Raw genomic sequence first — 26,400 nt, 5'->3', positions numbered from 1 at the left:
TATTACAATCCAGCAGAATTTGTTGTAAATTTCAGCTCCTATAATTTCCAAATCGGGACTTTGAATACTTTCATAGCAGTTTTTTAGTCAAGTTAATCATATAATTATTAGAAAAGTCAAAAACTATAGCAATAAAGCTTTGTTACACAACTGTAACAATTCATTCATTGCTTTATTTTTGTGGGTTAGGGGTATACGGAAATTAATAGAAGTATTTGAGTGGGGGAGATGTCGCTGCAATCGGACGCTTTCCGCGGGCATGGCCTCAGCCGCTTCCCTCGCTGCGCTCAGTCCAGGGTCTTCGGCTCATGCTATTCCCGCAGGAGTCGCCGATTTTCACTCCATCTCTAGTTTTAGAGGAATAAGCAAAAAACACATTACACTGGGTGATTTAGAGAATATATAAAATGATAGTGTTTTGATCTTCAATAGATATAGAAAAAGTGAAGAGTTGAGATTGCGCTCCAGGCGGAAGCTTGCCCAGGGGCGGGAATCGAGCCTCCTCGTCGCGCAAAACCGTGCGCTCCTGCGGGGTCTCTCAAACCCGCTGATCCCTCGGGCGTCACCGCCTTACGCTCCATCTCTAGTTTTAGAGGGGCAGTAAATGCCATATTTCACTGAGTGATAAGCGTTACTAGTAGAAAGAGCTTTTTGAATTTCTGCTTACTTATATAGAAGAAAGTAGTTTTTGACGAATCACAATTTAAGTTTAGAAAACCTCACTTCACCGTTAGTACAAGTCGCCGCGACTCAGCGTAAAGCGCTGGGAGCAGTCTCGCATTCTTCGCGTCACCACAAAATAAAAATAATGAAATCCAATTAATCTATCCATTTCACATTGAATTGACCCGAGCGCCGGCGCGCCCAAGGGCTAGGCGAAGTGATGAGACCGATGGTCTTTCGGGCTCATCACAGGAGCCATGCCCAAAGCGCCAAGCGCTGTGTTAACGGATATCACATCCAGCATTCTAAAAATCATAGATCACTTATTTTTAACCGATAGAAGAAAAGAAACGCATATCTATAGAAGGAGGCTGTCCATATGAAGAAGATCCTATCGATCGATGGCGGGGGCATACGGGGGATTTTGCCGGCGATGATGCTGTGTGAACTGGAGCGGCGGACGGGGAAACCGGTCTCTGAACAATTCGATATCTTCGTTGGCACCTCGACCGGCGCGATCTTGGCACTTGGACTCTTAGTGCCGGACGGCAAAAAGCCGCGCTATACAGCGAATGACATCCTCAAGCTATACGAAACAGAAGCTGAGCGCATGTTCCGGAAATCCTTCCTTCACCGCTCATTCGGACTCGTCGGACGCTTTCTTCATACGCAATACAGCCACCGCGAATTCGAACAAGTGCTCAAACATTACTTCAACCACTTGAAATTATCCGACCTGCTACAGCCAGCTGTCATCCCGACTTATGACATCCACGGAAGGCATGCGCACTTTTTCAAAAGCACCGTCATCAATTTGAACGAAAGACAGCCTGACAGCGAAATCCGTCACATCATTCGGGCTGCGACGGCGGCTCCGAGTTATTTTGCGCCAGCAAAGATTCCGGATTACCCGAAAGCGGCGTTTATTGACGGCGGCGTGTTCGCCAATGACCCGGGGATGAGCGCCTATACGGAAGGGCTCGAACTTTACGGAGACGAAGAGGAAGACTTTCTGCTCGTATCGCTCGGTACCGGGGAAGCGCAGCGCGAAGTGGAAGTGACCGGATGGCGGGCCTTTTTCCATTACGGCTGGGCGCGTTCTTTATTGAAAGTGATGATGGACGGCAGTTCCGACTCCGTCGACCATCAACTGCGTCATTTATTGAAAGACGAGGGAATCGACCAGCGCTATTACCGCTTTCAGGAAAAACTGCCCGCGGACGATTCCGGGATCGAACAGCTAGACCGCGTGACGCCGGAAAACCTCGCCCGGCTGCGGCAAGTCGCGAAGCGCATGATCGACAGCCAAAGCGCTGAACTCGATAAATTGTGCCGCTTGTTATGAGTTGTCATCGAAGTGTAATGCGTTTGTCGTGGTAATTGCAGCGGCGGCTCGGTTAAAATAAGCGAGGAATCATAGTGAAAAGAGGTCAACCCAATGGCACGAAGATACGGCTATATGGACTGGATGCGGGTGTTTGCGATCATTACGGTCGTTGGCGTCCACGTCGCATCGAAAATCATCAATAATTACACAACCGGCGATTGGGAATGGCATTACGCAAACGCGATCGACAGCGCACTCCGTTGGTGCGTGCCGATCTTCTTCATGCTGAGCGGCGCATTGCTCCTTACGCGCGACTCAAAAGAACAGATCGGTGAATTTCTCCGGAAGCGGCTCGGCAAAGTCCTATTGCCGCTCTTGTTCTGGAGCGCCATCTACATGGCCTATAATATTTTTCAGCTCGGTGAGGAATATACGCCAGGGCAAATGCTCGGTGCATTCATTTCGGACGATATTTATTTCCATCTTTGGTTTCTCTATATCATCACGGGGCTGTATTTGATGGCGCCGTTTTTACGCATTCTCGTAAAGCATATGGACAAGACGATGTTCCATTATTTCTTCGCGTTCTGGTTCTTGTTCTCGGCCGCGGTACCGATTTTTACGCGGGCGACGGGTTATGAAGTCGCTTTCGCGGGGCAAATGTTCGCGCCGTATATCGGCTATTTCCTGCTCGGTGCGTACCTGGTCATGTACCCATTGCCGAAACGCTGGCTACCGACACTTGGGGTACTCGCGATTATTGGCTATGCGGTTACGCTGTACGGAACGGTGTCGGCCAATGTGGGGCGTGAAGCGGGCGATTTCGATGACTTCTTCTACGAGCATTATTACCCTCACGCGATTTTTGTTTCGCTCTTCGTCTTCGTTGCGTTCCAGCAGCTGGGCAAGAACTTGAAATCGACGCCGCTCATTACGCGCATCAGTACGGCCACGTTTGGTGTCTATATCATTCACCCGCTAATCCAGACGTATTTGAACCGCTTGTTTAATTTCAACGAAACGACCATCAATGTGTGGATTGGCGTCCCCTTGTCGTGGATTGTCATCTTCATCTTGTCGTATGTCGTTATCCGCCTGATGCAGAAGACACCGGTAGTGAGAAGGCTAGTCCCGTAGGGAATCTAAGCACTTATGTCTATATAACCCTATACACAAGAGGCTACTGATTAATGTGGCAGTGTGTGGACGGGGTTGATGATTAAAAATTTGATGGATTTGATAGAATAACTCGTATTAAACGGAATACCATGATAAGCTGTATTTAATTGTAAATAAAGGCGGGTTTGTGGGTATAAAGGGGTGATAGTATCAAGAGGTCGATTTGGCTAGGCGTAATGATAGCGATGGCGATTGTGCTATCGGCATGTACAAATAATGAAGTCATACGGGTCGGCGTGCCATTTACCGATGGCTTGACCGAAGGGGTTCATTTCCAGAAAGACATCAGTGACCGAGCTTCCATTGTGTCACTCAGAACGATTCTGCAAAACGAAACCGAGCTCGAGTCGCTCGACTGGTTGTCGGTTGAACCGCAGGCTGTCTTCACCATTGACCGTCCAGACGATGGCGTCCAGGAAATCCGTCGTTTTATCTGGTACCGCGACAATGGCCGGGCCATCATGTCCAATGAACGCAACGTCCTATCCCATAAAGAAAACCAAGAATTCTTCAGGCTGACGGCAGAACAGACGCAAGATCTGAAAAAGATTCTTCAATAGGATGTACAAATAGCATAAAGGTAATAAAGCTCTGTTGTTTGCAGGGCTTTTTGTTTTGGTTTATATAGGAATGGATAGTGGGGGAGATTGCGCTTCGGGCGGACGCTTTCTGAGGGGGCCGGCTTCAGCCGCTTCCAGCTCGCTCGGGAAGTAGTAGTAAATCCCACTGCTCCCACATCTGCGAGCAGATGCGTCGCAAACGAACAAGCTCAAGTATCTTTCGCTTGTTCATTAGTCGCCGCCCTATGCTACATCTCTATAAATAGATCGTATGTTAAAAGTGTCATATTCTTTAATGGTGTTTAGAAAAAATATTCCACTGGATGCAATACCTGCAGTAAAATGAGCAAGCTTTCGAAATTCATCCTATCGATTGAGCTTCGATGCGGTCATGTGATCACTAGAGAACCAATCTCACTTCACTAACTTTTCTCAATGAAATCTCTAAGCAGTTCCGCGCCAAGGGTGAAGCGAAGCAATAAGACAGGTGGTCTTCCTGACTTATTGCGAAAGCTCAACCCCAAGCGGACACTGCGGCTCTTTCGAGAGACGCCCCAAATCAAATACCTCTCATCTATCTATCAATTTAGGGTGAGTAACAACCACTAAGGGATTTACCCAGCTGATGCCCATTCCATCTCACACAACTAATCAATTAGCTATAACTTCCGCGTGACTATTTGTTCTCCAGAAACCCATCAATACGATTCTATCAAGTAAAGCTTGTTACAATAGACACAATTTTTTGTAAACGCATTCTATTCCGAAACCCGAAGTAGTATAATAACTTTGCTTGACCATTATGAATGATGAGGAGATGGAAGAATGAGCAAGAAACTATCCTTGACGCTCGCCGCTTCGGTGCTCGTGCTAGGCAGTTTGACAACGGGGGCACCAGCGATTGCAGCGGGAGATAGCAATCCGCAAGCGCAAGAAAACCCTGGAAAAGGCAAGGGGCAAAGCTTCAAAGAATACATCCAGGAATGGAAGAATAGCGGCAAAAAAGGAAAGCTCAAAGAAGTGGAACTACAGATTCTCGGCACCTCGGATTTACATACAAACTTCGTCAACTACGATTACTACCGCGACGCGAAATCCAATTCATTATCGCTCGCGAAAACGGGCGTTTTGATTGGAGATGCACGCGAAGAAAACCCGAACAGCTTGTTATTCGACAACGGCGACTTGATCCAAGGCACTCCATTCGGCGGCTATAAGGTCAATGTCGACCCGCTTGAAAAAGATGAGTTGCACCCAGCGTTCGCTGCACTCGAATCGCTTGATTTCGATGCTTCGACACTCGGCAACCACGAGTTCAACTTCGGGCTCGAGTATCTCGATAACGCATTAGAAGAAGCATCGTTCCCGGTACTAAACGCCAATGTATACGATGCGGAAACGGGCGAGAACCGTTTCACGCCGTACACGATCATGGATAAAGAAGTAACAGACCGTAAAGGCAAAAAGCACACCATCCAAGTCGGCGTCATCGGTGTTGTCGCACCTGGCATCATGGGCTGGGATCGTGCACACCTTGAAGGCGAAGTCATTGCAGAAGATGCAGCGGACACCGTCGAGAAATTCATTCCAGAAGTTGAGGCAGCTGGAGCGGATGTGGTGGTCGTTCTATCCCACTCCGGAATGGGTGATGAAGTTCATACTGATAAAGAAGATGACATCACGTATCAGCTGACAGAAGTGGACGGCGTGGATGCGATCATCACGGGCCATAACCACGACGTCTTCCCGGGATCGTTTGGCGACCTTGAAAATGTCGACCAGGAAAACGGCACGATTAACGGCACACCGGTCGTCATGCCTGGTAAATTCGGCAGCCATCTCGGCGTCATTGATTTGACACTGGAGCCGCGCGGCAAGAAATGGCGCATCACAAACGGTGAAGCGGAACTGCGCGCCATCGATTCAACGACAGATGAAGTCGCTGAGCAAGTCATCGAAGCCGTGAAAGAAACGCATGAAGGCACGGTGGAATACATCCGCAGCCCTGTCGGCGAAACGACGGCTCCGATCAACAGCTATTTCTCACTCGTGCAAGATGACCCATCCGTGCAAATCGTCAACAATGCACAACTTTGGTACGCTGAGCAGCAACTCGCTGGAACGGCAAACGCAGATCTTCCGTTACTTTCCGCAGCAGCTCCGTTTAAAGCAGGCGGGCGCAACGGCGGCGATTATTACACGAATATCGAAACCGGCGAAATCGCCATCAAAAACGTCGCAGATCTTTACGTCTACGACAACACCGTCTTCGTCTTGAAACTGACAGGCGCAGACCTCAAGGAATGGCTCGAAATGTCAGCCGGCCAGTTCAAACAAATCGACCCGGACGCAGCGGGCGAGCAGACATTCATCAACGACAACTACCGCACGTATAACTTCGATGTCATCGATGGCGTCACATACGACATCGATATCACAGAACCGGCGAAATACGACGGCGAAGGCGCTGTTGTCAATGAAGGCGCAGAACGCATCGAGAACCTTCAATACGAAGGCGCTGCGATCGACCCGAACCAGGAATTCCTAGTGGTAACGAACAACTACCGTGCGAGCGGCAACTTCCCAGGTGTCCGCAATGCAACAGAATCCATCGACTTTGCGTATGAGAACCGCCAAGCGATCCAAGATTACATCTTGGAAGTCGGCACAATTGATCCATCCGCAGACGGCAACTGGCAGTTCGCGCCGGTAGCAGGCGACCCGAACCTTGTATTCGAAACGTCGAACTCGGCACAAAGCCTGGCAGAGAATGAGCCAGCTATCCAGTATATCGAAGCCACACAAAACGGCTTCGCCAAATACGGCTATACGATCCAGTAAACACAAAACAGACCCGAGAGATTTTCTCTTGGGTCTGTTTTTTTGTTTTATATAGGAATGGATAGTGGTGGAGATTGCGCTGCAAGCCGACGCTTTGGGCCCGCAGGATGCGGGTCATGCAGCTGATGCGACAGGACGTCGCGTTTTCAGCTGCCCGGGGGCCGGCTTCAGCCGCTTCCAATGCAAAGTTTCTTTGTGCAGTGGAATAGACAAGCTTTAGTCAGTCACCCCAAATACTAAGTGTCGATACAGCCGTGCGATAAGTACTGTAACACTCACATCTCACTAACTCTTCACAATGAAATTTCCAAGCAGTTCCGCGCCATGGGTGAAGCGAAGCAATCATCAACTTCAGCAAAGTCATTTCTCTACTGTCGCTTTGCTTAGCCTCGCTTTAACACCTTGCTCCCACATCTGCGAGGCAGATGCGTCGCAAATGAATCGGCTCAACTGCCTTTCGCCAATTCATTGGCTTAGTGCGAAAGCTCAACCCTAAGCGGCGACTGCGAATAAAAACAGACGCATCAGGCAACCAGTTCTCCATTCACTATAACCAGAACAAGGTGAATGAGGCAGATTGACACAAATCCCCCTAGCGGGGCTGATCCCTCAAGCCAAAGATCCTTCAGTTTTCAACTTCCGATAAGCCGCAATCCCGTATAACAAATAAATCGCAAAAACCGTCACAGCGAGCGATGCGGAGATATTGGACAGCGTGAACATCTGATAGGCAAACCAGAGAAGGAACAGGGAGCCTACTAATAGGCCAGCGCGTTTGTTCTTGCGGTAGATCGTCATGAAAATAATGGCAGAGAGTGCCCCCATAATGAGCGCAGCGCCTACGAAAAGAATATACATAACAATTGGTATCTCGATACGTCACATCCCCTTTCTTTCCGTTACCTTAACATACCCAATTCCGCTTTCTTCTATATAATGGCCACCTTTTCTAAAGCCGATAACCCCAAGATTCATTCTTTCTCTCTAATTTCTAGTACAAAACACGATTTCTAATAGCAATAATTTATAAAGAAACGGGGTTTACTGCAAGTTTGTTTTCTTCTTATTAAGTAAATGGATAATATCTTACAATAATTATAACTATAGTCTCTTTAAATTTACCTAAAGTGTTCCATAATACCTAAATTTTTTGTATACTTAAACCATTATTTAAAATACAAGTTTTTTACTTGTTTTTAACTTCTGACCGGTAAATTAGAGAAAACGGCGGAAGAGGTGGGGGCACCATGAGAACTGATGTGGGATTCAAACCAACAGGAGAGGAGGAAAAGCCAATCATGAGAACGATTTTGGTAACGGGAGGACACGGCTTTTTGGGATCGCGCTTTATCCACGAACTACTTATCAAATACCCGGCCTACCAAGTAGTGGCGATCGACGAGGAGGCAGAAAACGTGCCGGAATTGCTGCGGCCCTTATCAGCCTGCCAGCGCTATGCGTTTCATCAGATCGATATCCGCAATAGCGATGCGGTCGAGCAGGTATTTGAGCATTACGAAATCAGCGACGTCGTCCATTTTGCGGCAAAAACGCATGTCGGAGAGTCGATGAGAAATCCGGGGATTTTTGCGGAAACCAATGTGCTCGGCACTTTTCACGTACTCGATGCGGCGCGCAAACAATGGATGAACGGCCCGTTTGAAATGAAAAAACGCTACGAAGGCTCGCGCTTTTTGCACATCTCGACCGATCAAGTCTACGGGCCGCGCGAACAAGGCTTCGCAGATGAGACGATGAAATACGATCCGATCAGCCCATATGCGGCGAGTAAAGCGAGTTCTGATTTGATGGTGACCGGATTCCACGGAAGCTACGGCATAGATGCGGTCGTGCTGCAAGCATCAAATGTATTCGGCCCGCACCAGCAAGACGATAAGCTCATTCCGATCATTTTGCAAAAAGCCCTGTCCGGAAGCATTATCCCCGTCTATTCAGGAGGAGAAGATGTTCACGACTGGGTGTCGGTCCAAGATTTTTGGCGTGCGGCGGATACCGTGTTTCATTTAGGGGATGCAGGAGAGATTTATCTTGCAGGAGGCAACGCGCCGCTGAAGACCATTGAAATCGTCGAGAAGATCTGCGACTCGCTCGATCGTCATTTCCCGGGAAATGACACGTACAAAAACCAGATCCGTTTTGTCGAACCAGCGAGCGGCGCAAAACCGCCCCATCGCTTTGCGGTGTCTTCGAATAAATTGAAACAGCAATTCGATTACGAACCGGAAACGGAGTTTGATGCAGGTATTAAAGAAACAATCGATTGGACGCTTTCGAAAAAGCGGCTATGGGAAGTTGTATAACACGTAAACCAAACGACGAGTGCTACGAGGTGTCCCATGATTCCATTTGAAACGGTTGAGAAACAAGGCAAGAATAGGACAGACGGGCAGATCCGAAAAATCGCCCTCGTCCATAAACATATGAAAGCGGGCGGCGTCGAAGCATTGATCGTCCGCATGTCGCGCTGGCTGGCAGAAAACGGCTATGACGTGAGCGTCTATCTCTACAGCAGCGGCGGCCCTCTCCTTAAACATCTCCAGCAAATCAACAAGCTTAAAGTCATCGTCCGGGACAACGGCAAAGAACCGACGCTCGATTTGTCGGTATTGAACCAGCTTGTTAGGTCTGATAAATACGATCTGGTGTATTCCTTCAGTCCATCAGGAATGCTGTTGTCGTATGCGGTGCCTGCTCAGCTGCGCTTATCGGGCGTCTATCAGCCCGAGATGTACAAGCTCGAGCGCAATAAAAAGATTATCCGTGCGCTGAAGGCGATTGATAAAGAATTCCATCACAAGCTGGTGTTTATGAATCCGACAGTGCGGCGCTATACGGCGCGTGCACTCGGGTCAGAAGTACCGGAACAGTTTATGCCACCACCCGTCGAACAAGGTGCGAAAGACCAACAGCTCGGCAGCCCGCATTCGAGGCGCATCGTCTCGGTCGGGGCGATTCAGCAATTCACCACGCATTACGCGCAAGTGATCGAATTGATGGAAGAGCTCATCCAAATCGATCCAGAGTTCACTTACCATATTTACGGAGAAGGACCGGACGAAGCACGTTTACGCAAAAGCATTGCGGAATCCGAAGCGCGCGACCATATCTTCTTGCATTCGATGCCAAGAAGCGGAATGGTTGAAGAAGTGCTGCTGGACTGCTTTTGCTTTATCGGCTCCGGTGCGGTGATGATTCAGGCATGCGGATCGGGTGTCCCAGGCATCACGTCGCGCGCGAATGATGCCGAAGCGTTATCGGAAGGCTATTTTCACGAGTTGCCGCCTTATGAAGTCGGAGAATCCTACTGGGAAGCGCCGGAGATGTATGAAATTGGCGAGCTCGTGAAAAACCTGCTAGTGTCGGAAAATGTCTACCGAAAAGTGGCGGAGCGCTGCAAACACAAAGCACGCAAATTCGAGATTGATGCGGTGATGACGGAATTCATCGAGCTGGCGAACGGTAAACTATCAGGCAAGGGAAAAAGTAACGGATAAGAATAGCTGTTTATTTGTCTGAAAGTTCACTCAAAAACCGCTAAATAAAGGCGTTTTGATGAAATTGGAAATTATATATCGATTTCTTGTGTCATTTGGTCTATTATTTGGGAGAATCCTGTTGTATACTGAGAATTAGATAATACAGGAAGGGACTCCAGTCACTCCCTGAATAAGCAGAAAGCAGGTGGAGCTTGATGGAATTCAATGAATACCAACACCGCTTAGAGAAAAAATACGGGCAACCGATCGAACAAATCATGCGCACCGTTTACATCGATAAAGATTACGGCCCTGCCACGGGTGCACAAGAACTTGGAATCCCGAGACAGGTGTTTATGCATTTCGTTCACGAATTCAATTTAAAGCCGGATAAGCTGCAGCGCCTATAACTATACAAACCGCCCATTTTACATGGAGCGGTTTTTTCTTTGAAAAGAAATTGTTAAGGAAATACGGAATTATACTGTATATATAGAAGAAAGAGGAATAACGAACCGGTTTAAAACAAAATAATTTAATTATTTTAAAGTAGTAGGTACAAATATTCAAAAAGGACTAGTCAAAAGGGATTAAAAGGAATATAATAGGTACATCTTAAAATACAACACCGTATATAAACGCAAATCACGGGAGGAGTGTCCGGGGATATGAAGGATTACGAGCTGGTAAAAAAGCAATTAGAGAGAGAACATAAGCAAGCAATTGAAGACATTATGTACGATTACTATATCAAGAAGGACTTAGGACCGGCTGTTGGTGCAAAAGAACTGGGCATCCCGCGCCGGGCATTCGTCTACTTCGTCCAGCAATGCGAGCTGCAGGCCGCAAAGTTCGACCTCATTAAAAAAAAAGCACTGAACTCCGGTGAATTGATGGCTGCCCTTTGAGGGTGGCTATTTTTGTGGGTTGAGATTTCGTTCCAAGCCGATGCTTTCCGAGGGGGTCGGCTTCAGCCGCTTCCTTCGCTTTGCTCAGTCCAGGGTCTTCAGCTCGTCCTGATCCCTCAGGAGTCACGGCTTTCCACTACATCTCTAGTTATAGTGTTAATTAAGGGTAGCCAATTTCCTTGTCCGGCGAGTCCGTTTTTTTATAGCATAAAAATGAGGAGGCAAGTGATGACTAAATATATAATATACGCGCCGTTTTTCATTTTTGTGTTATACATGCCGGTAGTTCATATCGCATCGTTGGAAATATGATTGCCCTTGGGGTGATCGCCCTGACATTCATCCCGAAAATCAGCAAACAACTGCACAAACCGGATCGGGTGAAACGAAAAGCGAAGGCGGCTCTTTATACTTCGCTAGGCTTGGTCTTGGTGCCGTTGTTGATGTATACGATAAGTGAGCTAGAAGGGATAGATGTTGCAGCATTCTTCTTGGCGTCGCATATCTTACTGATCTTTCTATTCGGTAATTTTGTCTTTGGGATTCCCACTTCGCTCATTGCTGATTGGGTGACTGTGCGTACGGAGAAGTTCTGTGTTTTATTGGCCTTGTTGATCCATATTGCATTTGGCTTTATTTCGTACTTATTCCTGCGTGATTATGTCATCTTCGCGGTCATTTCATCGATTGTGTTCTTTGTAGTGGATGAGATCTTGCGAAAAAGAGAAAAGCCCGAACAGCAATCAAGCATGTCCACAGTCCAAATATGACAGTAAACAAAAAACTGCACCCAAGCCATTTAGGCTCTGGTGCAGTTTTTGTTATTATTCCGCTGCTTGTTCCAATTCCAAATGCTCTTTCAACGTAGACTGGATTTCTGCAAGTTCTGCGTCGTCCATCATATAATACCAGATGCCGTTGATGGTTTCGCCGTAGCCGTCTTCAACAATCATCTGATCAACATTGGTAACGGCGTCTTGGTAATTGCGCTGCACGTCGACCATTTCGTCGAAGGTCATGTTCGTGCGGACGTTTTGCCCGAGCGCGTCAAAGATATCTTTGTAGTTCCAGAGGCTGTTAATGGAAGCGCCTTTTCGCATAACGCCTTGAATGACTTGTTTCTGGCGGTCTTGGCGCCCGAAGTCGCCGCGCGGATCTTCGTAGCGCATGCGGACATACTCCAATGCTTCTTCGCCGTCTAAGTGAATTTCGCCTTCCTGAAAGTTATCAAACGCGAGTGAGTTGTTGACGGTCACGCCATCCACTGCATCGACGATATCTTCAAAGCCTTCCATGTTCACTTGCACGACATAGTCGATCGGGATATCAAGTAAGTTCTCGGTCGTGTTCATCGACATTTCGATGCCGCCGAATGCATAGGCGTGGTTGATCTTGTCTGTGGTGCCGCGCCCGATAATTTCGGTGTAAGTGTCACGCGGGATGGAAACCATTTTGGTCGACTGTGTTTCCGGGTTGACGGTCATGACGACCATCGTGTCCGAACGGCCGCGATCGTCTTCGCGTTCGTCGACGCCGAGCAGTAACACAGAGAACGGATCTTGCTGGTCGAACTCGACGATCTTGGTCCGTTCGACAGACGGTTGTTCGCGTTCGACAGGTTCGTGCATTGTATCCAGTGTCGTCGTGAAATTCGAGTAGACGCTATAGGCGTAGATGCCGCCAGCGATAAGCGCCAAAAGCAGTGCGATGAGCACGTACTTGGGCCATTTTCTTTTCTTTTTCATGTCGGTCCTCCGTTAGTTCGCGATAAAATAATTTGCTAGTTCGGTTGCCCACATTTCAGCGCCCTTATCATTAGGGACGGCGTCTTCAGTCAAATGTTCCTTCAAAGCGATGTCGTCCGTTTCGGGCCATGCATCCCAGTGCTCAATGTACGGATGACCGTAAAGATTGGCGAATTCCTCGAGTGCCTGCACTTGTGCCAGATAGAACCCGGCGCCATAAATCGGCTGCGGTGCGTGTAGGACAAGAACTGCATCTGGATTTTCTGCTTCCAGGCGAGTGGTGAAGTCACGGACATCTTTGCGCTCATCTTCAATGGAAATGCGATCGTTGTTCATAAGCGTCATCGGCTCGAGCAAGACTAGATCGTAGCCGGCTGATAAATCCACGCTCGGCAAATTGTAGGATGTTCCTTCTACTGGTTCAATCGTAACTTCAATGGAATCGCCATATGCTTCTTCTAATGAAGTCTTCAAGCGCTCCGCATAACCCGGGTCGCCGGATTCAAGTGCTTCAGAGCCTGTAATCAATAATTGGAGTGTTTCGCCTTCGGAAGTCTTCTGAAGGAACAGTTCTTGGACTTGTTCATCCATATTTGAAAAAATTTCTGTGTTCACAGATTCGTCACTTTTTTCTTTTGAATCAGTGTTTGAGCTTTTATTTTGTGAACTCTCAGTGCTGCTTTTTGTGCTTTCACTTTCTGCTTCAATCGTTGTTTCTGCATCAGCTTTTGTGGCTGATTGTAATTTATCCTGCCAAGATAAGTAAGAATAGACAAGGATTCCTAGACAAGCAAGGACTGCAACGAGCCCTCCTAATTTATACAATTTCATACTTTACTCCTTTCAAAAATAGCCATTAATATAAATTAAAGATAGCATAAATCCATCCTTGTTCCTATATAACTTTTTAAAATTGGAAGTCCAAATGGTATATTCCTGTGATATACTGTCTTATGTTGTTTAAATTTGTCTATTATTTAAATTAAAATAGAAGGAGCCATTTACTACATGGAAGAGACTATTAGCTTACAGGATTTATTCAAGACATTAAAGAAGAACCTCGGAATTATTGCCCTGACGACAATCCTGGCGATCACGATTGCAGGAGCGATTTCGTTTCTGTATTTGACGCCGATTTATGAGAACTCGACACAAATTCTTGTCAACCAAGAACAAACTGAAGCATCACAGATGACGAATCAAAACATTCAAACTGACCTGCAACTCATCAATACATACTCGGTCATCATTAAAAGCCCAGCAATTCTCGATCAAGTCATTGAGCAAATGAACTTGGATATGAGCGCTGAAGCATTAACTTCAAAAATTACTGTTAATACAGCAGAAAACTCACAAGTAGTGAACGTAGTCGTACGTGATGAAGATCCAGCACAAGCAGTCGAAATCGCTAATACGACAGCGGAAGTATTTGAGAATGATGTTCGTGAATTGATGAACGTCGATAACGTATCGATTTTATCGCCAGCCGTATTAAAAGAAAATCCAAGCCCGGTTGAACCGAATCCAATCTTGAATATGGCAATCGCCGCAGTAGTTGGTTTAATGCTTGGAGTCGGTATCGCATTCTTACGTGAATACCTCGATACCTCGATGAAGACTGAACAAGACATTGAAGACATTCTTGGAGTTCCACTACTAGGTGTGATTTCACCGATTAAAGAAAAAGCAGAACTTGAAACAACAACGAGCAATCGCAGAAAGGCGGCGGAATTGAATGGCTAAGAAAAAACAAAGTCTCCAAACGACAGCACGTAAAGTCATCACGCATACAACGCCGCGTTCTTTTGTCTCAGAACAATTCCGTACACTTCGGACAAACGTTAATTTCGCATCACCCGATGTGGAACTCCGTTCAATCGTTGTCACTTCCGCTGCACCAGGTGAAGGAAAGTCAACAACATCTGCCAACTTAGCGACTGTATTCGCACAAGAAGGCAAGAATGTACTTCTTGTAGATGGCGATATGCGCAAACCGACAACTCATTACACATTCCATATGCCGAATACAATTGGCCTATCAAACGTCTTGACGCGTCAGGCTTCTGTAGAAGACGCAATCCGTCCAACTACAATTGAGCGTTTAGACTTGATGACATGCGGACCGATTCCGCCGAACCCCGCAGAACTATTGGCATCCAACGCAATGGGGATGCTCATTTCTGATTTAAAGAAACGATACGACGTCGTGATTTTTGACGCACCTCCTGTCTTGTCTGTAACGGACGGACAGGTGCTGGCGAATAAATGCGACGGTGCCATTTTGGTCGTCAATTCCGGAAGCACGGAAAAGGAAATGGCCGCCAAAGCAAAAGAGGCAATCGAAGCGTCCAACAGCAAATTGATCGGCGCCGTATTGAACAATTTTGAGCTGGCAAAAGACAGCTATTATTACCAATACTACGGCAATGCTGAAGAGTAAAAGGGGGGTCTCCTCCTTTTGCTTTTTCTTTTAAATGCGGTACCCAATTTTTTCAAAGAAAAATTTAAAGCTAGCCATAGTTGTCAAATCTATCAATCACAAACTAATACATAGAGAACTCTTATAGAGAAATGAATACCTGGACCTGAGAAATGATTGCCGAGCAACAGGAGGGAATTAAACATGATCGATACGCACTCACATATTTTACCGGCGCTGGATGACGGTGCAGAAACGATGAACCATACAAAACGCTTATTAGATATGGCGGTCAATGAACAATTGACAGGGATTATTGCGACGCCGCACGGTCACCACCCGAACTTTAAGACCGATATAGCAGCACTTCATATGCAATTGAAAACAGTGAAAGACTATGTAAAAGAAGCGCAATTGCCGCTTGAAATTTATAGCGGACAGGAATGCCGCTTATCCGATAAATTGCCAGAACGTCTCGCGAATGGCGAAGCATTGACCTTAGCGGAATCTCGCTATGTGCTATTAGAGCTGCCTTCTTCTGGAATTCCGGCTTACACAGTGCCAGTCATCCAACAATTGATTACTTCCGGCTACATTCCCATCATTGCCCATGCAGAGCGCAATCAAGGGATCATCCAAAAACCGGAACGATTAAAGAAACTATTAATTCATGGCGCAATGGCGCAAGTGACAGCAGGATCACTCTCAGGAAGCTTCGGCAAGAGCATCCAAAAAACGGCGCTGCAACTGATCGATGCGAATATGATCCATGTATATGGTTCGGATGTGCACAGTGAAGACGTGCGGCCGTTCCATTTCAATGCGGGTCTTGATGTGCTTGAGAAAAAGAACCGTCACCAGATGATTGACATCCTACTTGAGAACAATGACCGCATCCTCCTGGACCAAGACTTGTACGTTCTTGAGCCACAAGACATAGAAAAGGGCAAGTGGTGGAATATCTTTGCTTAAAACCTAATATTTTAGTATGAATTTTACATTTCTACTCTATCTTTACTGGGAAATGCGTGTTAAAATTAGCAACAGATTTCCAGCACTTGTGTAAATAGTAGTACCTCGTGAAAGGGTGGACCCATATGTCACTGAAAAACAGAATGTCTTTACTCATAGTAGTCGATTCGTTAATAGTATTTTTCTCTATCTTCGTCGGTTACTACATCCTCTATCCTTACGTAGATATCTTCCAGAATCAATTCCTCTTAGCAAGCGCATTAACCATTTTCATCGCCCATCACGTATTCGCCATGTACTTTGGCCTTTACCGGAAAGTATGGGAATATGCCTCTATTGGTGAACTTTCTTCTATTGTAAAAGCTGTAACTTTATCCATTGTCGCAATCGGACTTGTCCAATTCCTATATCGTGGTGACATCTTAGTCCGTGCGTTAGCTATCACTTGGATGCTTCATGTACTTTTAATCGGTGGATCTCGCCTTTCGTGGCGTATGATGCGTGGTCGAGCTTTTAAATTGAAACCTTCAGATCAAGAACTGAAAAGAACAATGATCGTAGGTGCGGGAAAAGCCGGCACGCTTGTTGCGCGCCAGTTATTGAACAATCCTGAGAATGGATTCTTGCCAGTATTGTTCGTTGACGATGATAAGAATAAACACGGTCTAGACATTTATGACGTACGTGTCGTACATGGCGAAACAAAAGACATTGATGCCATCGCAAAAGATAATGCCATTGAGCGGATTATCGTTGCGATTCCCTCACTTTCCAAGCAAGAAGCTGCAGAACTAATTAAGCACTGTATGGACACCGGTATCAAAACCCAGACTATCCCCCTTATTGAAGACGTCATGACGGGTAAGGTTTCTGTGACTGATATTCAAGATGTGAAAATTGAGGATCTTCTCGGACGTGAAGAAGTAAAACTTGATATGAATAAGATTGCTGATCAACTAACTGGTAAGACGATTTTGGTTACAGGCGCGGGTGGATCGATTGGATCTGAAATTTGTCGTCAAATTGCGCGCTTTGGTCCCAAACAACTCTTATTACTTGGCCATGGTGAAAACTCCATTTACTTAATAGACATGGAGTTGCGCAAGTCTATGGGCAACGAAACTGAAATTATTCCTCTAATTGCAGATATTCAAGACCGTGAACGAATCATTACAATTATGGATGAGTACAAACCAGATGTTGTATACCATGCTGCAGCACATAAACATGTTCCTTTAATGGAAGGAAACCCGATGGAGGCTGTGAAAAACAATATTTACGGGACAAAGAATGTTGCAGAAGCCTCACACATGGCGGGAGTGAAAAACTTCGTTATGGTATCAACTGACAAAGCGGTTAATCCACCGAATGTGATGGGGGCCTCGAAACGATTTGCAGAGATGATTGTACAGAATTTAGCGAAGCGGAGCGAAACAACTTTTGTAGCTGTTAGATTTGGTAACGTTCTTGGTTCTCGTGGATCAGTTATTCCACTTTTTAAAAAGCAAATCTCAACTGGTGGACCTGTAACCGTTACACATCCAGACATGACGCGCTATTTTATGACGATTCCAGAAGCCTCTCGTTTAGTGATTCAGGCTGGAACTTTAGCACGTGGTGGAGAAGTATTTGTTCTTGATATGGGTGAACCTGTAAAAATAGTCGATTTAGCAAAAAATTTAATTCGCTTATCTGGCTATTCGGAAGATGACATCCAAATCAATTTCTCTGGAATTCGTCCTGGAGAAAAAATGTACGAGGAATTACTTGATTCGGATGAAATTCAGGATAAACAAGTATTTCCCAAAATCTTTATCGGTGTAGCAAATCCAGTAGCAGAATTAGAGCTCAAATATATCATGGAGAAGTTGCATGAGATGGAAGACATAGAACTTAAAGAACTGTTGGTTGGACTCGCTAACCGTAAGAATGTTGAAACTAAGAAACTAGTAGCAAGTAGTAGCTAATTCGAATTGGAAGGGGAAGAGGCATGTTCCCAATTATAAAACGTTTTGTAGATTTTACGCTTTCACTGCTAATTCTCGCTGGCTTATCTATCGTCTTTCTCATTTTGAGTTTGGTTATAAAGTTAGATTCTAAAGGTCCAGTATTTTTTAAACAAAAACGCATTGGCAAAGGAAAAAAAGAATTCCATATTTTAAAATTTAGAACGATGAAGACAGATGCGCCGAAAGAAATGCCTACGCATTTATTAGATAGACCGGATGCATATATTACCCCAGTAGGAAAGTTTCTTCGTAAAACCAGTTTGGATGAATTACCTCAATTGATTAATATTCTTAAGGGAGATATGAGCTTAATTGGGCCCCGTCCAGCTTTATGGAATCAGCTCGATCTTATTGAAGAGCGTGATAAATACAAAGCTAATGATGTGCTTCCGGGATTGACTGGTTTAGCGCAAATTAGTGGACGTGACGAGTTGCCCATAGCATTAAAAGCAAGAATCGATGGAGAGTATGTTGAAAAGCAAAATCCAGTTCTTGATTCAGAGATTTTTGTGAAAACTGTATTTAGTGTATTGAGAAGTGAAGGCGTTAAGGAAGGTACGGATATAAGTAATAAAAACTCTTAATATAAGGATGTTAGAGACATGGAGAAAAAAAAGATTTTAATCACAGGTAAAGGAAGCTATGTCGGTACTAACTTCATAAAGTGGTTAAAACAATGGCCGGACCAATACGATGTCTCTGAAATTTCTGTGCGGGGAAATGAATGGAAGAGAGAGAACTTCGGTAACTATGACACAATTATTCATGTGGCTGGAATTGCTCATGTCTCTGCAGATCCTAAGTTGGAAGAACGATATTACAAAATTAATAGAGATTTAACGATTGAAGTAGCACAATTCGCTAAAGAGCAAGGCACTAAACAGTTTGTTTTTATGAGTAGCATTATTGTCTATGGGGATGGAGACAATGTTAAAAGGGTGATTGGCAAAGATACTCTACCAAACCCAAGCAACTTTTATGGTAATAGTAAACTTTTAGCAGAAGAGGGATTAAAGCATCTAGAAGATCAAAATTTTAAAATCTCAGTAATCAGACCTCCTATGATTTACGGGAAAAACTCAAAAGGGAATTACCCGAAATTATCAAAAATCGCAAAATCACTTCCGGTTTTTCCAGAGTACGAAAATCAAAGAAGTATGTTGCATGTAGATAATCTATCCGAATTTATTAAAAAGCTTGTTGATAATAATGAATCTGGATTATTTTTTCCTCAAAATGCTGAATATGTGAAAACAAGTGATTTGGTAAAAGAGATCTCAACTGTTCACAATAAGAAGATATTCATGGTAAAAACATTTAATCCGCTCATAAAAGTTCTTATAAAAAGAATCAATATTATCAATAAAGTTTTTGGTAACTTGGTGTACGACCAGAATATTAGTGTATATAAAGAAAATTACCGAGTCAGAGATTTAAGTGAATCGGTAAGAGTAACTGAGAAATGAGATGGAAAGGTTTTGAGTAATATATGAAAAAACATATTCTTGTCATCTCACAATATTTCTATCCAGAACAATTTAGGATAAACGATATATGTGCTGAATGGATAAATAGGGGCTATAAGGTTACTGTCGTTACTGGTATACCTAATTATCCTCAAGGTAAGTATTATGATGGTTATGGAATTCTTAAGAAGAATAGAGAAAAATATAAAGGTATTGACATTGTTCGGATTCCTCTTGTACCCAGAGGAAACAATCCGTTAATGCTAGCTCTTAACTATTCATCGTTTGTTTTCTCTGGATACATATGGAAAGTGTTAGCTAAAATAAAGGCTGATTATGTATTCATCTTTGAAGTTTCTCCTATGTCCCAAGCGCTGCCAGGAGTTTGGTACGCAAAGAAAAGAAAAATTCCTTGTTATGTTTATGTACAAGATTTATGGCCAGAAAATGTAGAAATAATAACGGGCATAAAGAATAAATATATTCTAGGATCAATTGGTAAGATGGTGGATTACATTTATAAAAGTTGCGATAAAATCTTTACTACTTCTAAAAGTTTTGTGGAATCTATTCACGAACGTGGAGTTCCGAAGAGTAAGATTGAATATTGGCCTCAGTTCGCTGAGGATTTTTACGTACCTGTAGAAAAAAATATAGTTCCAGAAATTCCAAACGATAATTCTTTTAATATCATTTTTGCAGGTAATATAGGACAAGCTCAAGGGTTGGACATTTTGCCCAAGGCTGCAAAAATAATCAAATCTAAAAATTATAACAGTAAAATACGTTTTAATATAGTCGGAGATGGTAGATATAAAACTGAGTTGATTAATTTAGTTAAAGATTCTAAACTTGAGGACATGTTTAATTTCATCCCCAAACAACCGGCTACTAGAATTCCTCAATTAATGGCAGCTAATAATGCTGCATTCCTAAGTCTATCCAATAATCCGTTATTTACAAAAACTATTCCAGCTAAATTGCAGTCTTATATGGCATGCGGTATTCCAACGATTGCTTCAGCTAATGGCGAAACTAATGAATTGATAAATTCATCAAAGGGTGGCGTTTGTAGTCCTGCTGGAAATGCTGAGATGCTTGCTGAGCAGATTATAAACTTATCTGCAAAGTCGCAAAATGAATTAACAGAAATAGGTCATAATGCAAGGAATTATTACAATGCTAATTTTAATAAAGATGAGCTCCTAAATCGAATGGATAGTTATTTCGGGGAAGCTCCAATTTCGGAGGGAAAACTATGTTCAAAGGAAAAACTTTACTTATAACAGGCGGGACAGGATCTTTCGGGAATGCAGTCTTAAAACGATTTTTAGACACGGATATTAAAGAAATCCGTCTATTTTCGCGTGATGAAAAAAAACAAGAAGACATTAGAAAACGATTAAACAATGATAAGGTGAAATACTACATTGGCGATGTTAGAGATATCAACAGCGTTAACATGGCTATGAATAATGTAGATTATGTGTTCCATGCAGCAGCGTTGAAGCAAGTCCCGTCCTGTGAATTTTTTCCGATGGAAGCAGTTAAAACAAATGTTCTTGGAACAGAAAATGTGTTGAATTCTGCAATCCAACACAATGTAAAAAAAGTTATTTCTTTATCTACAGACAAAGCAGTCTATCCAATAAATGCTATGGGCATCTCTAAAGCAATGATGGAAAAAGTTACGGTAGCAAAATCACGGACAGTAGATGTTGAAGATACAACAATAAGTGGAACTCGTTATGGAAACGTTATGGCATCTCGTGGATCTGTAATTCCATTATTCATTGAACAAATCAAAGCTGGAGAGCCGTTAACTGTAACAGATCCATCCATGACTCGTTACCTAATGTCTTTAGATGATGCAGTAGAATTAGTTTTATTCGCTTTTACAAACTCTGCTCAAGGGGATATCTTCGTCCAAAAAGCGCCTGCCTCCACTATTGGAGAATTGGCACAAGCTTTAAAAGAGTTATTTAAAGTGGACAATCCAATTGAAGTTATTGGTACACGTCATGGTGAAAAGCTCTTTGAAACACTTTTAACTCGTGAAGAAATGGCGGTAGCTACTGACATGGGGGGGTACTATCGCATTCCTGCTGACAACCGAGATTTAAATTACAACAAGTTCTTCACTGAAGGTGAAGAAGAAATTTCAGAAGGCTGGGAGTATAACTCACATAATACCCACAGACTTTCCATGGATGAAATCAAAAAACTTCTTTTGACCCTAGATGTGGTACAAGACGAACTTGAAAAAATGGGTGTTACTGTATGAAGAAAATCCTTGTGACAGGAGCAGAAGGCTTTGTAGGAAAAAATTTGGTCGCAGAACTGAGAAACCATGGATATGAAAACTTATATCTTTATACTAGAGAAAGTTCGTTTGAAGATTTAAAAAAGTATACAAAAGATTGTGAGTTTGTCTTCCATTTAGCTGGAGTAAACCGTCCTAAAAATGAAGATGAATTTATGAAGGGGAATCATGGTTTAACTAAAGAGTTGCTTACTCAACTCAAAGAAAACGATAACTCTTGCCCTATATTGCTAAGCTCATCAATTCAAGCAAATAAAGATAATCCTTATGGCCAAAGTAAAAAAGCAGGGGAGGATGAAATCTTAGCCTATGGTACTGACAAAGGTGTTGAGGTTTATGTGTACAGACTTCCTAATCTGTTTGGAAAATGGAGTAAACCAAATTACAATACTGTAGTAGCAACTTATTGTTACAACATTGCAAGGGGCTTAGAAATCCAAGTCAATAACCCCGAAGCACATTTAAATTTAGCTTATATCGATGATGTACTAGAAGAATTTATGAATGCTTTGAACGACAATGCTAAAAAAGAAAACGACTATTGCGCGATTCCTGTAACTCATGAGATTAAGCTGGGAGAACTCGCCACTCTTATTCAGAGTTTTAAGGGAAGTCGTTCAGATTTGTCTATTGTGGACATGAACAATGACCTTCATAAGAAGCTTTACAGTACGTATTTGAGCTTTTTACCTGAAGACCAGTTTTCTTATGATTTGAAGATGAACGAAGACCAACGCGGATCGTTTACCGAATTCATTAGAACTCCAGACCGCGGTCAAGTTTCTGTGAACATTTCAAAGCCTGGTATTACAAAGGGGAACCATTGGCATCATACGAAAAACGAGAAGTTTTTAGTGGTGAGCGGCCAAGGGGTTATACGTTTCAGGAAATTGGATAGTGATAGAGTGATCCAATACGAGGTCACTGGCGAAAAACTAGAAGTTGTGGATATACCAGTAGGGTATACTCACTCAATCGTTAATACAGGAGAAACAGATTTAGTAACTGTTATGTGGGTCAATGAAAGCTTTGATCCAAATAATCCTGATACATATTTTGTGGAGGTTTGACCTGTGAAAAAGATGAAAGTCATGACTGTAGTAGGTACGAGGCCTGAAATTATTCGTTTGTCTGCGGTAATCAATAAACTAGAACAATCTGAAGCGATCGAGCATGTATTGGTTCACACCGGACAGAATTACGATTATGAACTAAATGAAGTGTTTTTTGAAGACTTTAATCTTAGAAAACCAGATTATTTCTTAAATGCAGCTAATGGAACTGCAGTTGAAACAATCGGCAATATTTTAGTGAAGATTGATCCTATTTTCGATCAAGTAAAACCAGAAGCACTTTTAATCTTAGGTGATACCAATAGTTGTTTGAGTGCGATCGCAGCAAAACGTAAACAGATACCTATTTTTCACATGGAAGCAGGAAATCGTTGCTTTGACCAACGTGTACCCGAAGAAACAAATCGTAAAATCGTTGATCATATTGCTGATATTAACCTTACATATAGTGATATAGCTCGAGAATACTTACTAAGAGAAGGATTTCCCGCAGATCGTATTATCAAAACTGGAAGTCCGATGTTAGAGGTGCTGAAATCTAAAGAAGCCACGATAGAAAAATCAACAATTTTAGAAAAATTACAATTAGAACAAGGGGAATACTTCGTAGTATCTGCACATCGCGAAGAAAATATAAATTCAATCAAAAACTTTCTCGAGCTTGTAGCGAGTATAAATTCAATAGCAGAAAAATATCAACTACCTATTATTATAAGCACTCATCCAAGAACAAAAAATATGATTGAGAATCAAAAAGTGCAATTTCACTCTTTAGTTAAAATGCTTAAGCCTTTAGGATTTAATGACTATGTAAAGTTACAATTAAACGCAAAAGTTGTTCTAAGTGATAGTGGCACTATAAGTGAAGAGTCATCAATATTAAGATTCAAAGCTTTAAATATCAGAGAAACTCATGAAAGACCAGAGGCAATGGAAGAAGCAGCAGTTATAATGACAGGATTAAAAAAGGAAAGAATCTTACAAGGATTAAAAATCATAGATATTCAAGACAAAAACAGTTTGAAAGATGTTAATGATTATAAGGTTCCAAATGTTGCTGATAAAGTTTTACGAATTATATTGTCCTATACTGATTACATTAACAGAGTAGTTTGGAAAAAGGATTGAAGTTATGAGAAAAAAGAAAAGATTTTGTTTTATATCTTTAAATAATATGTATTTATGTCCTTATATAGAAAAATATACTAATTTAATGAAAGATGAGTACGACGTTATTTATTGGGATAGGCATGACGTTGGGGAAGACATAGGGGCAGTAAATCATTATAGATTTAATATTAATATGGAAGAAGGACAAAGTAAATTTCGGAAAGTTCTTGGATATATTAAATTCAAAAACTATGCTTTAAAAGTTTTGAAAGAAAATAAATATGATGGTCTAGTTATTTTACAAACCAGTGTGAGTTTATTATTAAATAAAGAGTTAATATCAAGATACAACAAAAGGTATGTGTTAGATATAAGAGACTACACACTAGAAAAAAACTTTCTTTTTTATCATTTACTGAAAAATATAATTAAAAAGTCATATATTACTGTTATTTCTTCTAAGGGATACGAAGAGTTTTTACCGAAAAATAATTACACCTTAGTTCATAATGATGTTGACATTGATGCTCATAAAATATATGAACTTAGATTAAAAGAAAAAGTAAAAAAAATCAGAATTTCCTGTATTGGATTAATTAGATTTCATGATCAAAATAAGAAAGTTATTGAAAAATTCAAAAACGATAGCAGATTTGTTTTAAAATTTATTGGTAAAGATGCTTATGCATTGAAAAGCTTTTGCGTAGAGAATGACATTAAAAATGTAGTGCTAATTGATCAGTTCAATCCAGAGGATACATTAGACTATTATAGAGAAACTGATATAGTCTATAACTTATATGGTAATAATTCGCCACTTTTAGATTACGCTCTTTCTAATAAATTGTATTATGCAGCTAAATTAGCAAGACCCATACTGGTCTCCCCTGGTACATTCATGGAAAGTGTCAGTACCAAATTTAATTTTGGATATAGCGTGAATCTAGAAGACCCTCTTTTATGTAATAATCTATATGAGTATTATCAATCTCTAAATCAAGAAGATCTCATAGATAATTGTGAAGAATTTCTTAGTGAAGTCAAAAAAGATAATGTTATATTTAATAAAAGGATTCAAAAATTTTTTAGTGAAAATTAATAAGATAATTGGAGTTGTATATATCTATGAAGATTGTTCATATTGAGGATTTTTTCCATCCTGACGCGGGATATCAAATAAATATACTTCCAAAATACATGGTAAATCAAGGGCATAAAGTTTATGTTATTACTTCTAAAATTAATAAGGCGCCGGAGTCTTTAACAGACTTCTTTGGAAAAGACGACATAAGTTTGAAAGACCAAGAATACACTGCAGATACTGGCGTTGAAATAAAAAGAGTTGATACAAAAGGTTTTATTAGTGGTAGAGCTGTTTTTGAAAAAGAACTGTTTAAAGTGGTTAGTGATCTTAATCCAGATGTAATTTATGTTCATGGCAACGATTCGTTAACAGCGATGAGATATTTATTAAGGTACAAAAAAAAGAAGTTTCCACTAGTTCTGGATAGTCACATGTTAGAAATGGCATCTGTAAATAAGTTTAATAAGGTTTTTAGATTTTTTTATAGATCATTTTTTTCTCCTATAATAGTAAAAAATGAAATACCAGTAATTAGAACACAAAATGATAACTATGTTGAGAAACACCTAGGTATTCCTCTAAGCCAATCACCTTGGATATCTGTGGGATCTGATACCTTGATATTTAAAGAAGATCAACAAATGCGAAGAAGTTTTAGAAAAGAATTAAACATAGGCGATGAAGACTTTGTAATTGTATACACTGGGAAGTTAGATGAAGCGAAAGGTGCAAAATTACTAGCAAATGTATTTGTAAACAAGTTTAATGAAAAAAATGTAGTTTTACTAGTAGTGGGAAATAGTAACGGCCATTATGGATCTGAAGTCGAAAAAATATTTGAGAAATCCGAGAATAGAATCTTAAGGTTTCCTACCCAAAAATACAAAGACTTAGCCAAGTTTTATCAAAGTTCAGATTTATCAATTTTTCCAAAGCAGTGTAGTTTAAGTTTTTATGATGCCCAAGCTTGTGGATTGCCCGTAGTATCTGAAAACAATAGTATCAATACAGATCGTCTAAAATTTAATAACGGATTTACTTTCGAAAAAGAAAACTTACATGATTTTAGGCAAAAGATTATTGATTGTATTTCTATGCCGGTTAATGAGTATCAAAAGATGCGAAATAATGCAATAGAGATGGTGAGAAATAGATACGATTATAGTGATAAGAGTATCGAGTATATGCAAGAAATAAAAAAAGTATACACTAATGAGGATTAAT

At 42.1% G+C, this 26,400-nt stretch carries 24 protein-coding genes; 21 read left to right on the top strand and 3 right to left on the bottom strand.

The window, feature by feature from the left end:
* Window positions 1-1,042 precede the first annotated feature (1,042 nt).
* The 4 genes from M1Q06_RS12635 to M1Q06_RS12620 all read left to right on the top strand — a co-directional run bounded on the left by M1Q06_RS12635 (window position 1,043) and on the right by M1Q06_RS12620 (window position 6,570).
* Window positions 1,043-2,008 carry a patatin-like phospholipase family protein gene (locus M1Q06_RS12635; RefSeq protein ID WP_434399843.1) on the top strand — a complete coding sequence of 322 codons (966 nt, stop codon included), beginning with the start codon at window positions 1,043-1,045 and terminating at the stop codon, window positions 2,006-2,008.
* A 93-nt stretch (window positions 2,009-2,101) separates the two neighbouring features.
* Window positions 2,102-3,127: an acyltransferase gene (locus M1Q06_RS12630; protein WP_434399842.1), complete on the top strand. Its 1,026-nt coding sequence runs from the start codon at window positions 2,102-2,104 to the stop codon at window positions 3,125-3,127.
* Between the two features lie 227 nt (window positions 3,128-3,354).
* Window positions 3,355-3,729: a hypothetical protein gene (locus tag M1Q06_RS12625; protein WP_434399841.1), complete on the top strand. Its 375-nt coding sequence runs from the start codon at window positions 3,355-3,357 to the stop codon at window positions 3,727-3,729.
* A gap of 825 nt (window positions 3,730-4,554) precedes the next feature.
* Window positions 4,555-6,570: a bifunctional 2',3'-cyclic-nucleotide 2'-phosphodiesterase/3'-nucleotidase gene (locus M1Q06_RS12620; protein ID WP_434399840.1), complete on the top strand. Its 2,016-nt coding sequence runs from the start codon at window positions 4,555-4,557 to the stop codon at window positions 6,568-6,570.
* A 609-nt stretch (window positions 6,571-7,179) separates the two neighbouring features.
* Here M1Q06_RS12620 and M1Q06_RS12615 read toward each other — a convergent pair.
* Window positions 7,180-7,428, bottom strand: coding sequence for a hypothetical protein (locus M1Q06_RS12615; RefSeq protein WP_434399839.1), 249 nt, complete (start codon window positions 7,426-7,428; stop codon window positions 7,180-7,182).
* Between the two features lie 389 nt (window positions 7,429-7,817).
* Here M1Q06_RS12615 and M1Q06_RS12610 point away from each other — a divergent pair, with 389 nt between their 5' ends.
* The 5 genes from M1Q06_RS12610 to M1Q06_RS12590 all read left to right on the top strand — a co-directional run bounded on the left by M1Q06_RS12610 (window position 7,818) and on the right by M1Q06_RS12590 (window position 11,745).
* Complete coding sequence (locus M1Q06_RS12610) at window positions 7,818-8,891, top strand: dTDP-glucose 4,6-dehydratase (RefSeq protein ID WP_434399838.1); 1,074 nt, start codon at window positions 7,818-7,820, stop codon at window positions 8,889-8,891.
* A gap of 36 nt (window positions 8,892-8,927) precedes the next feature.
* Window positions 8,928-10,085: a glycosyltransferase gene (locus tag M1Q06_RS12605; RefSeq protein ID WP_434399837.1), complete on the top strand. Its 1,158-nt coding sequence runs from the start codon at window positions 8,928-8,930 to the stop codon at window positions 10,083-10,085.
* 197 nt (window positions 10,086-10,282) lie between these two features.
* A complete protein-coding gene (locus M1Q06_RS12600; RefSeq protein ID WP_404466686.1) occupies window positions 10,283-10,477 on the top strand; it encodes a hypothetical protein in 195 nt (64 codons plus the stop codon).
* A gap of 258 nt (window positions 10,478-10,735) precedes the next feature.
* Window positions 10,736-10,975 (top strand): hypothetical protein, encoded by a 240-nt coding sequence (locus tag M1Q06_RS12595; RefSeq protein ID WP_404466685.1) that lies wholly within the window; start codon window positions 10,736-10,738, stop codon window positions 10,973-10,975.
* A gap of 323 nt (window positions 10,976-11,298) precedes the next feature.
* Window positions 11,299-11,745: a hypothetical protein gene (locus tag M1Q06_RS12590; RefSeq protein ID WP_434399836.1), complete on the top strand. Its 447-nt coding sequence runs from the start codon at window positions 11,299-11,301 to the stop codon at window positions 11,743-11,745.
* Window positions 11,746-11,799: 54 nt separating this feature from the next.
* On the opposite strand, the gene M1Q06_RS12585 is transcribed toward M1Q06_RS12590, so the two are convergent.
* Window positions 11,800-12,720: a LytR family transcriptional regulator gene (locus tag M1Q06_RS12585; protein WP_434399835.1), complete on the bottom strand. Its 921-nt coding sequence runs from the start codon at window positions 12,718-12,720 to the stop codon at window positions 11,800-11,802.
* Window positions 12,721-12,732: 12 nt separating this feature from the next.
* Window positions 12,733-13,335: an SGNH/GDSL hydrolase family protein gene (locus tag M1Q06_RS12580; RefSeq protein ID WP_434399834.1), complete on the bottom strand. Its 603-nt coding sequence runs from the start codon at window positions 13,333-13,335 to the stop codon at window positions 12,733-12,735.
* Between the two features lie 393 nt (window positions 13,336-13,728).
* Here M1Q06_RS12580 and M1Q06_RS12575 point away from each other — a divergent pair, with 393 nt between their 5' ends.
* From M1Q06_RS12575 to M1Q06_RS12520, 12 genes are all read left to right on the top strand, one after another.
* Window positions 13,729-14,463, top strand: coding sequence for a YveK family protein (locus M1Q06_RS12575; protein WP_434399833.1), 735 nt, complete (start codon window positions 13,729-13,731; stop codon window positions 14,461-14,463).
* Window positions 14,456-15,160, top strand: coding sequence for a CpsD/CapB family tyrosine-protein kinase (locus M1Q06_RS12570; protein WP_434399832.1), 705 nt, complete (start codon window positions 14,456-14,458; stop codon window positions 15,158-15,160). The genes M1Q06_RS12575 and M1Q06_RS12570 overlap by 8 nt, the downstream gene beginning before the upstream one ends.
* A gap of 183 nt (window positions 15,161-15,343) precedes the next feature.
* Window positions 15,344-16,111: a tyrosine-protein phosphatase gene (locus tag M1Q06_RS12565; protein WP_434399831.1), complete on the top strand. Its 768-nt coding sequence runs from the start codon at window positions 15,344-15,346 to the stop codon at window positions 16,109-16,111.
* A 125-nt stretch (window positions 16,112-16,236) separates the two neighbouring features.
* Window positions 16,237-18,078: a polysaccharide biosynthesis protein gene (locus M1Q06_RS12560; RefSeq protein WP_434399830.1), complete on the top strand. Its 1,842-nt coding sequence runs from the start codon at window positions 16,237-16,239 to the stop codon at window positions 18,076-18,078.
* A gap of 23 nt (window positions 18,079-18,101) precedes the next feature.
* The gene (locus tag M1Q06_RS12555) at window positions 18,102-18,704 is read left to right on the top strand and encodes a sugar transferase (protein WP_434399828.1); all 603 of its coding nucleotides are present in this window, start codon (window positions 18,102-18,104) and stop codon (window positions 18,702-18,704) included.
* An 18-nt stretch (window positions 18,705-18,722) separates the two neighbouring features.
* Complete coding sequence (locus tag M1Q06_RS12550; RefSeq protein WP_434399827.1) at window positions 18,723-19,586, top strand: NAD-dependent epimerase/dehydratase family protein; 864 nt, start codon at window positions 18,723-18,725, stop codon at window positions 19,584-19,586.
* Window positions 19,587-19,609: 23 nt separating this feature from the next.
* Complete coding sequence (locus M1Q06_RS12545) at window positions 19,610-20,872, top strand: glycosyltransferase family 4 protein (protein ID WP_434399826.1); 1,263 nt, start codon at window positions 19,610-19,612, stop codon at window positions 20,870-20,872.
* Window positions 20,845-21,870 carry a polysaccharide biosynthesis protein gene (locus M1Q06_RS12540; protein WP_434399825.1) on the top strand — a complete coding sequence of 342 codons (1,026 nt, stop codon included), beginning with the start codon at window positions 20,845-20,847 and terminating at the stop codon, window positions 21,868-21,870. The genes M1Q06_RS12545 and M1Q06_RS12540 overlap by 28 nt, the downstream gene beginning before the upstream one ends.
* Window positions 21,867-22,979 carry a polysaccharide biosynthesis C-terminal domain-containing protein gene (locus M1Q06_RS12535; RefSeq protein ID WP_434399824.1) on the top strand — a complete coding sequence of 371 codons (1,113 nt, stop codon included), beginning with the start codon at window positions 21,867-21,869 and terminating at the stop codon, window positions 22,977-22,979. Before M1Q06_RS12540 ends, M1Q06_RS12535 begins: the two co-directional genes overlap by 4 nt.
* A 3-nt stretch (window positions 22,980-22,982) precedes the next feature.
* Window positions 22,983-24,110, top strand: a complete 1,128-nt coding sequence (gene wecB / locus M1Q06_RS12530; protein WP_434399823.1) for a non-hydrolyzing UDP-N-acetylglucosamine 2-epimerase — start codon at window positions 22,983-22,985, stop codon at window positions 24,108-24,110.
* A gap of 4 nt (window positions 24,111-24,114) precedes the next feature.
* Complete coding sequence (locus M1Q06_RS12525) at window positions 24,115-25,191, top strand: capsular polysaccharide biosynthesis protein Cps4G (RefSeq protein ID WP_434399822.1); 1,077 nt, start codon at window positions 24,115-24,117, stop codon at window positions 25,189-25,191.
* 26 nt (window positions 25,192-25,217) lie between these two features.
* On the top strand, window positions 25,218-26,399 hold the full coding sequence (locus M1Q06_RS12520; RefSeq protein WP_434399821.1) for a glycosyltransferase family 4 protein: 1,182 nt from the start codon (window positions 25,218-25,220) through the stop codon (window positions 26,397-26,399).
* Window position 26,400 lies beyond the last annotated feature (1 nt).

Origin of the sequence: Planococcus sp. 11815, from assembly GCF_051096385.1 — a bacterium.
Lineage (GTDB): Bacteria > Bacillota > Bacilli > Bacillales_A > Planococcaceae > Planococcus > Planococcus citreus.
The sequence above is the reverse complement of the archived record's forward strand: the minus strand, read 5'-3'. Positions and strand labels throughout refer to the sequence as shown.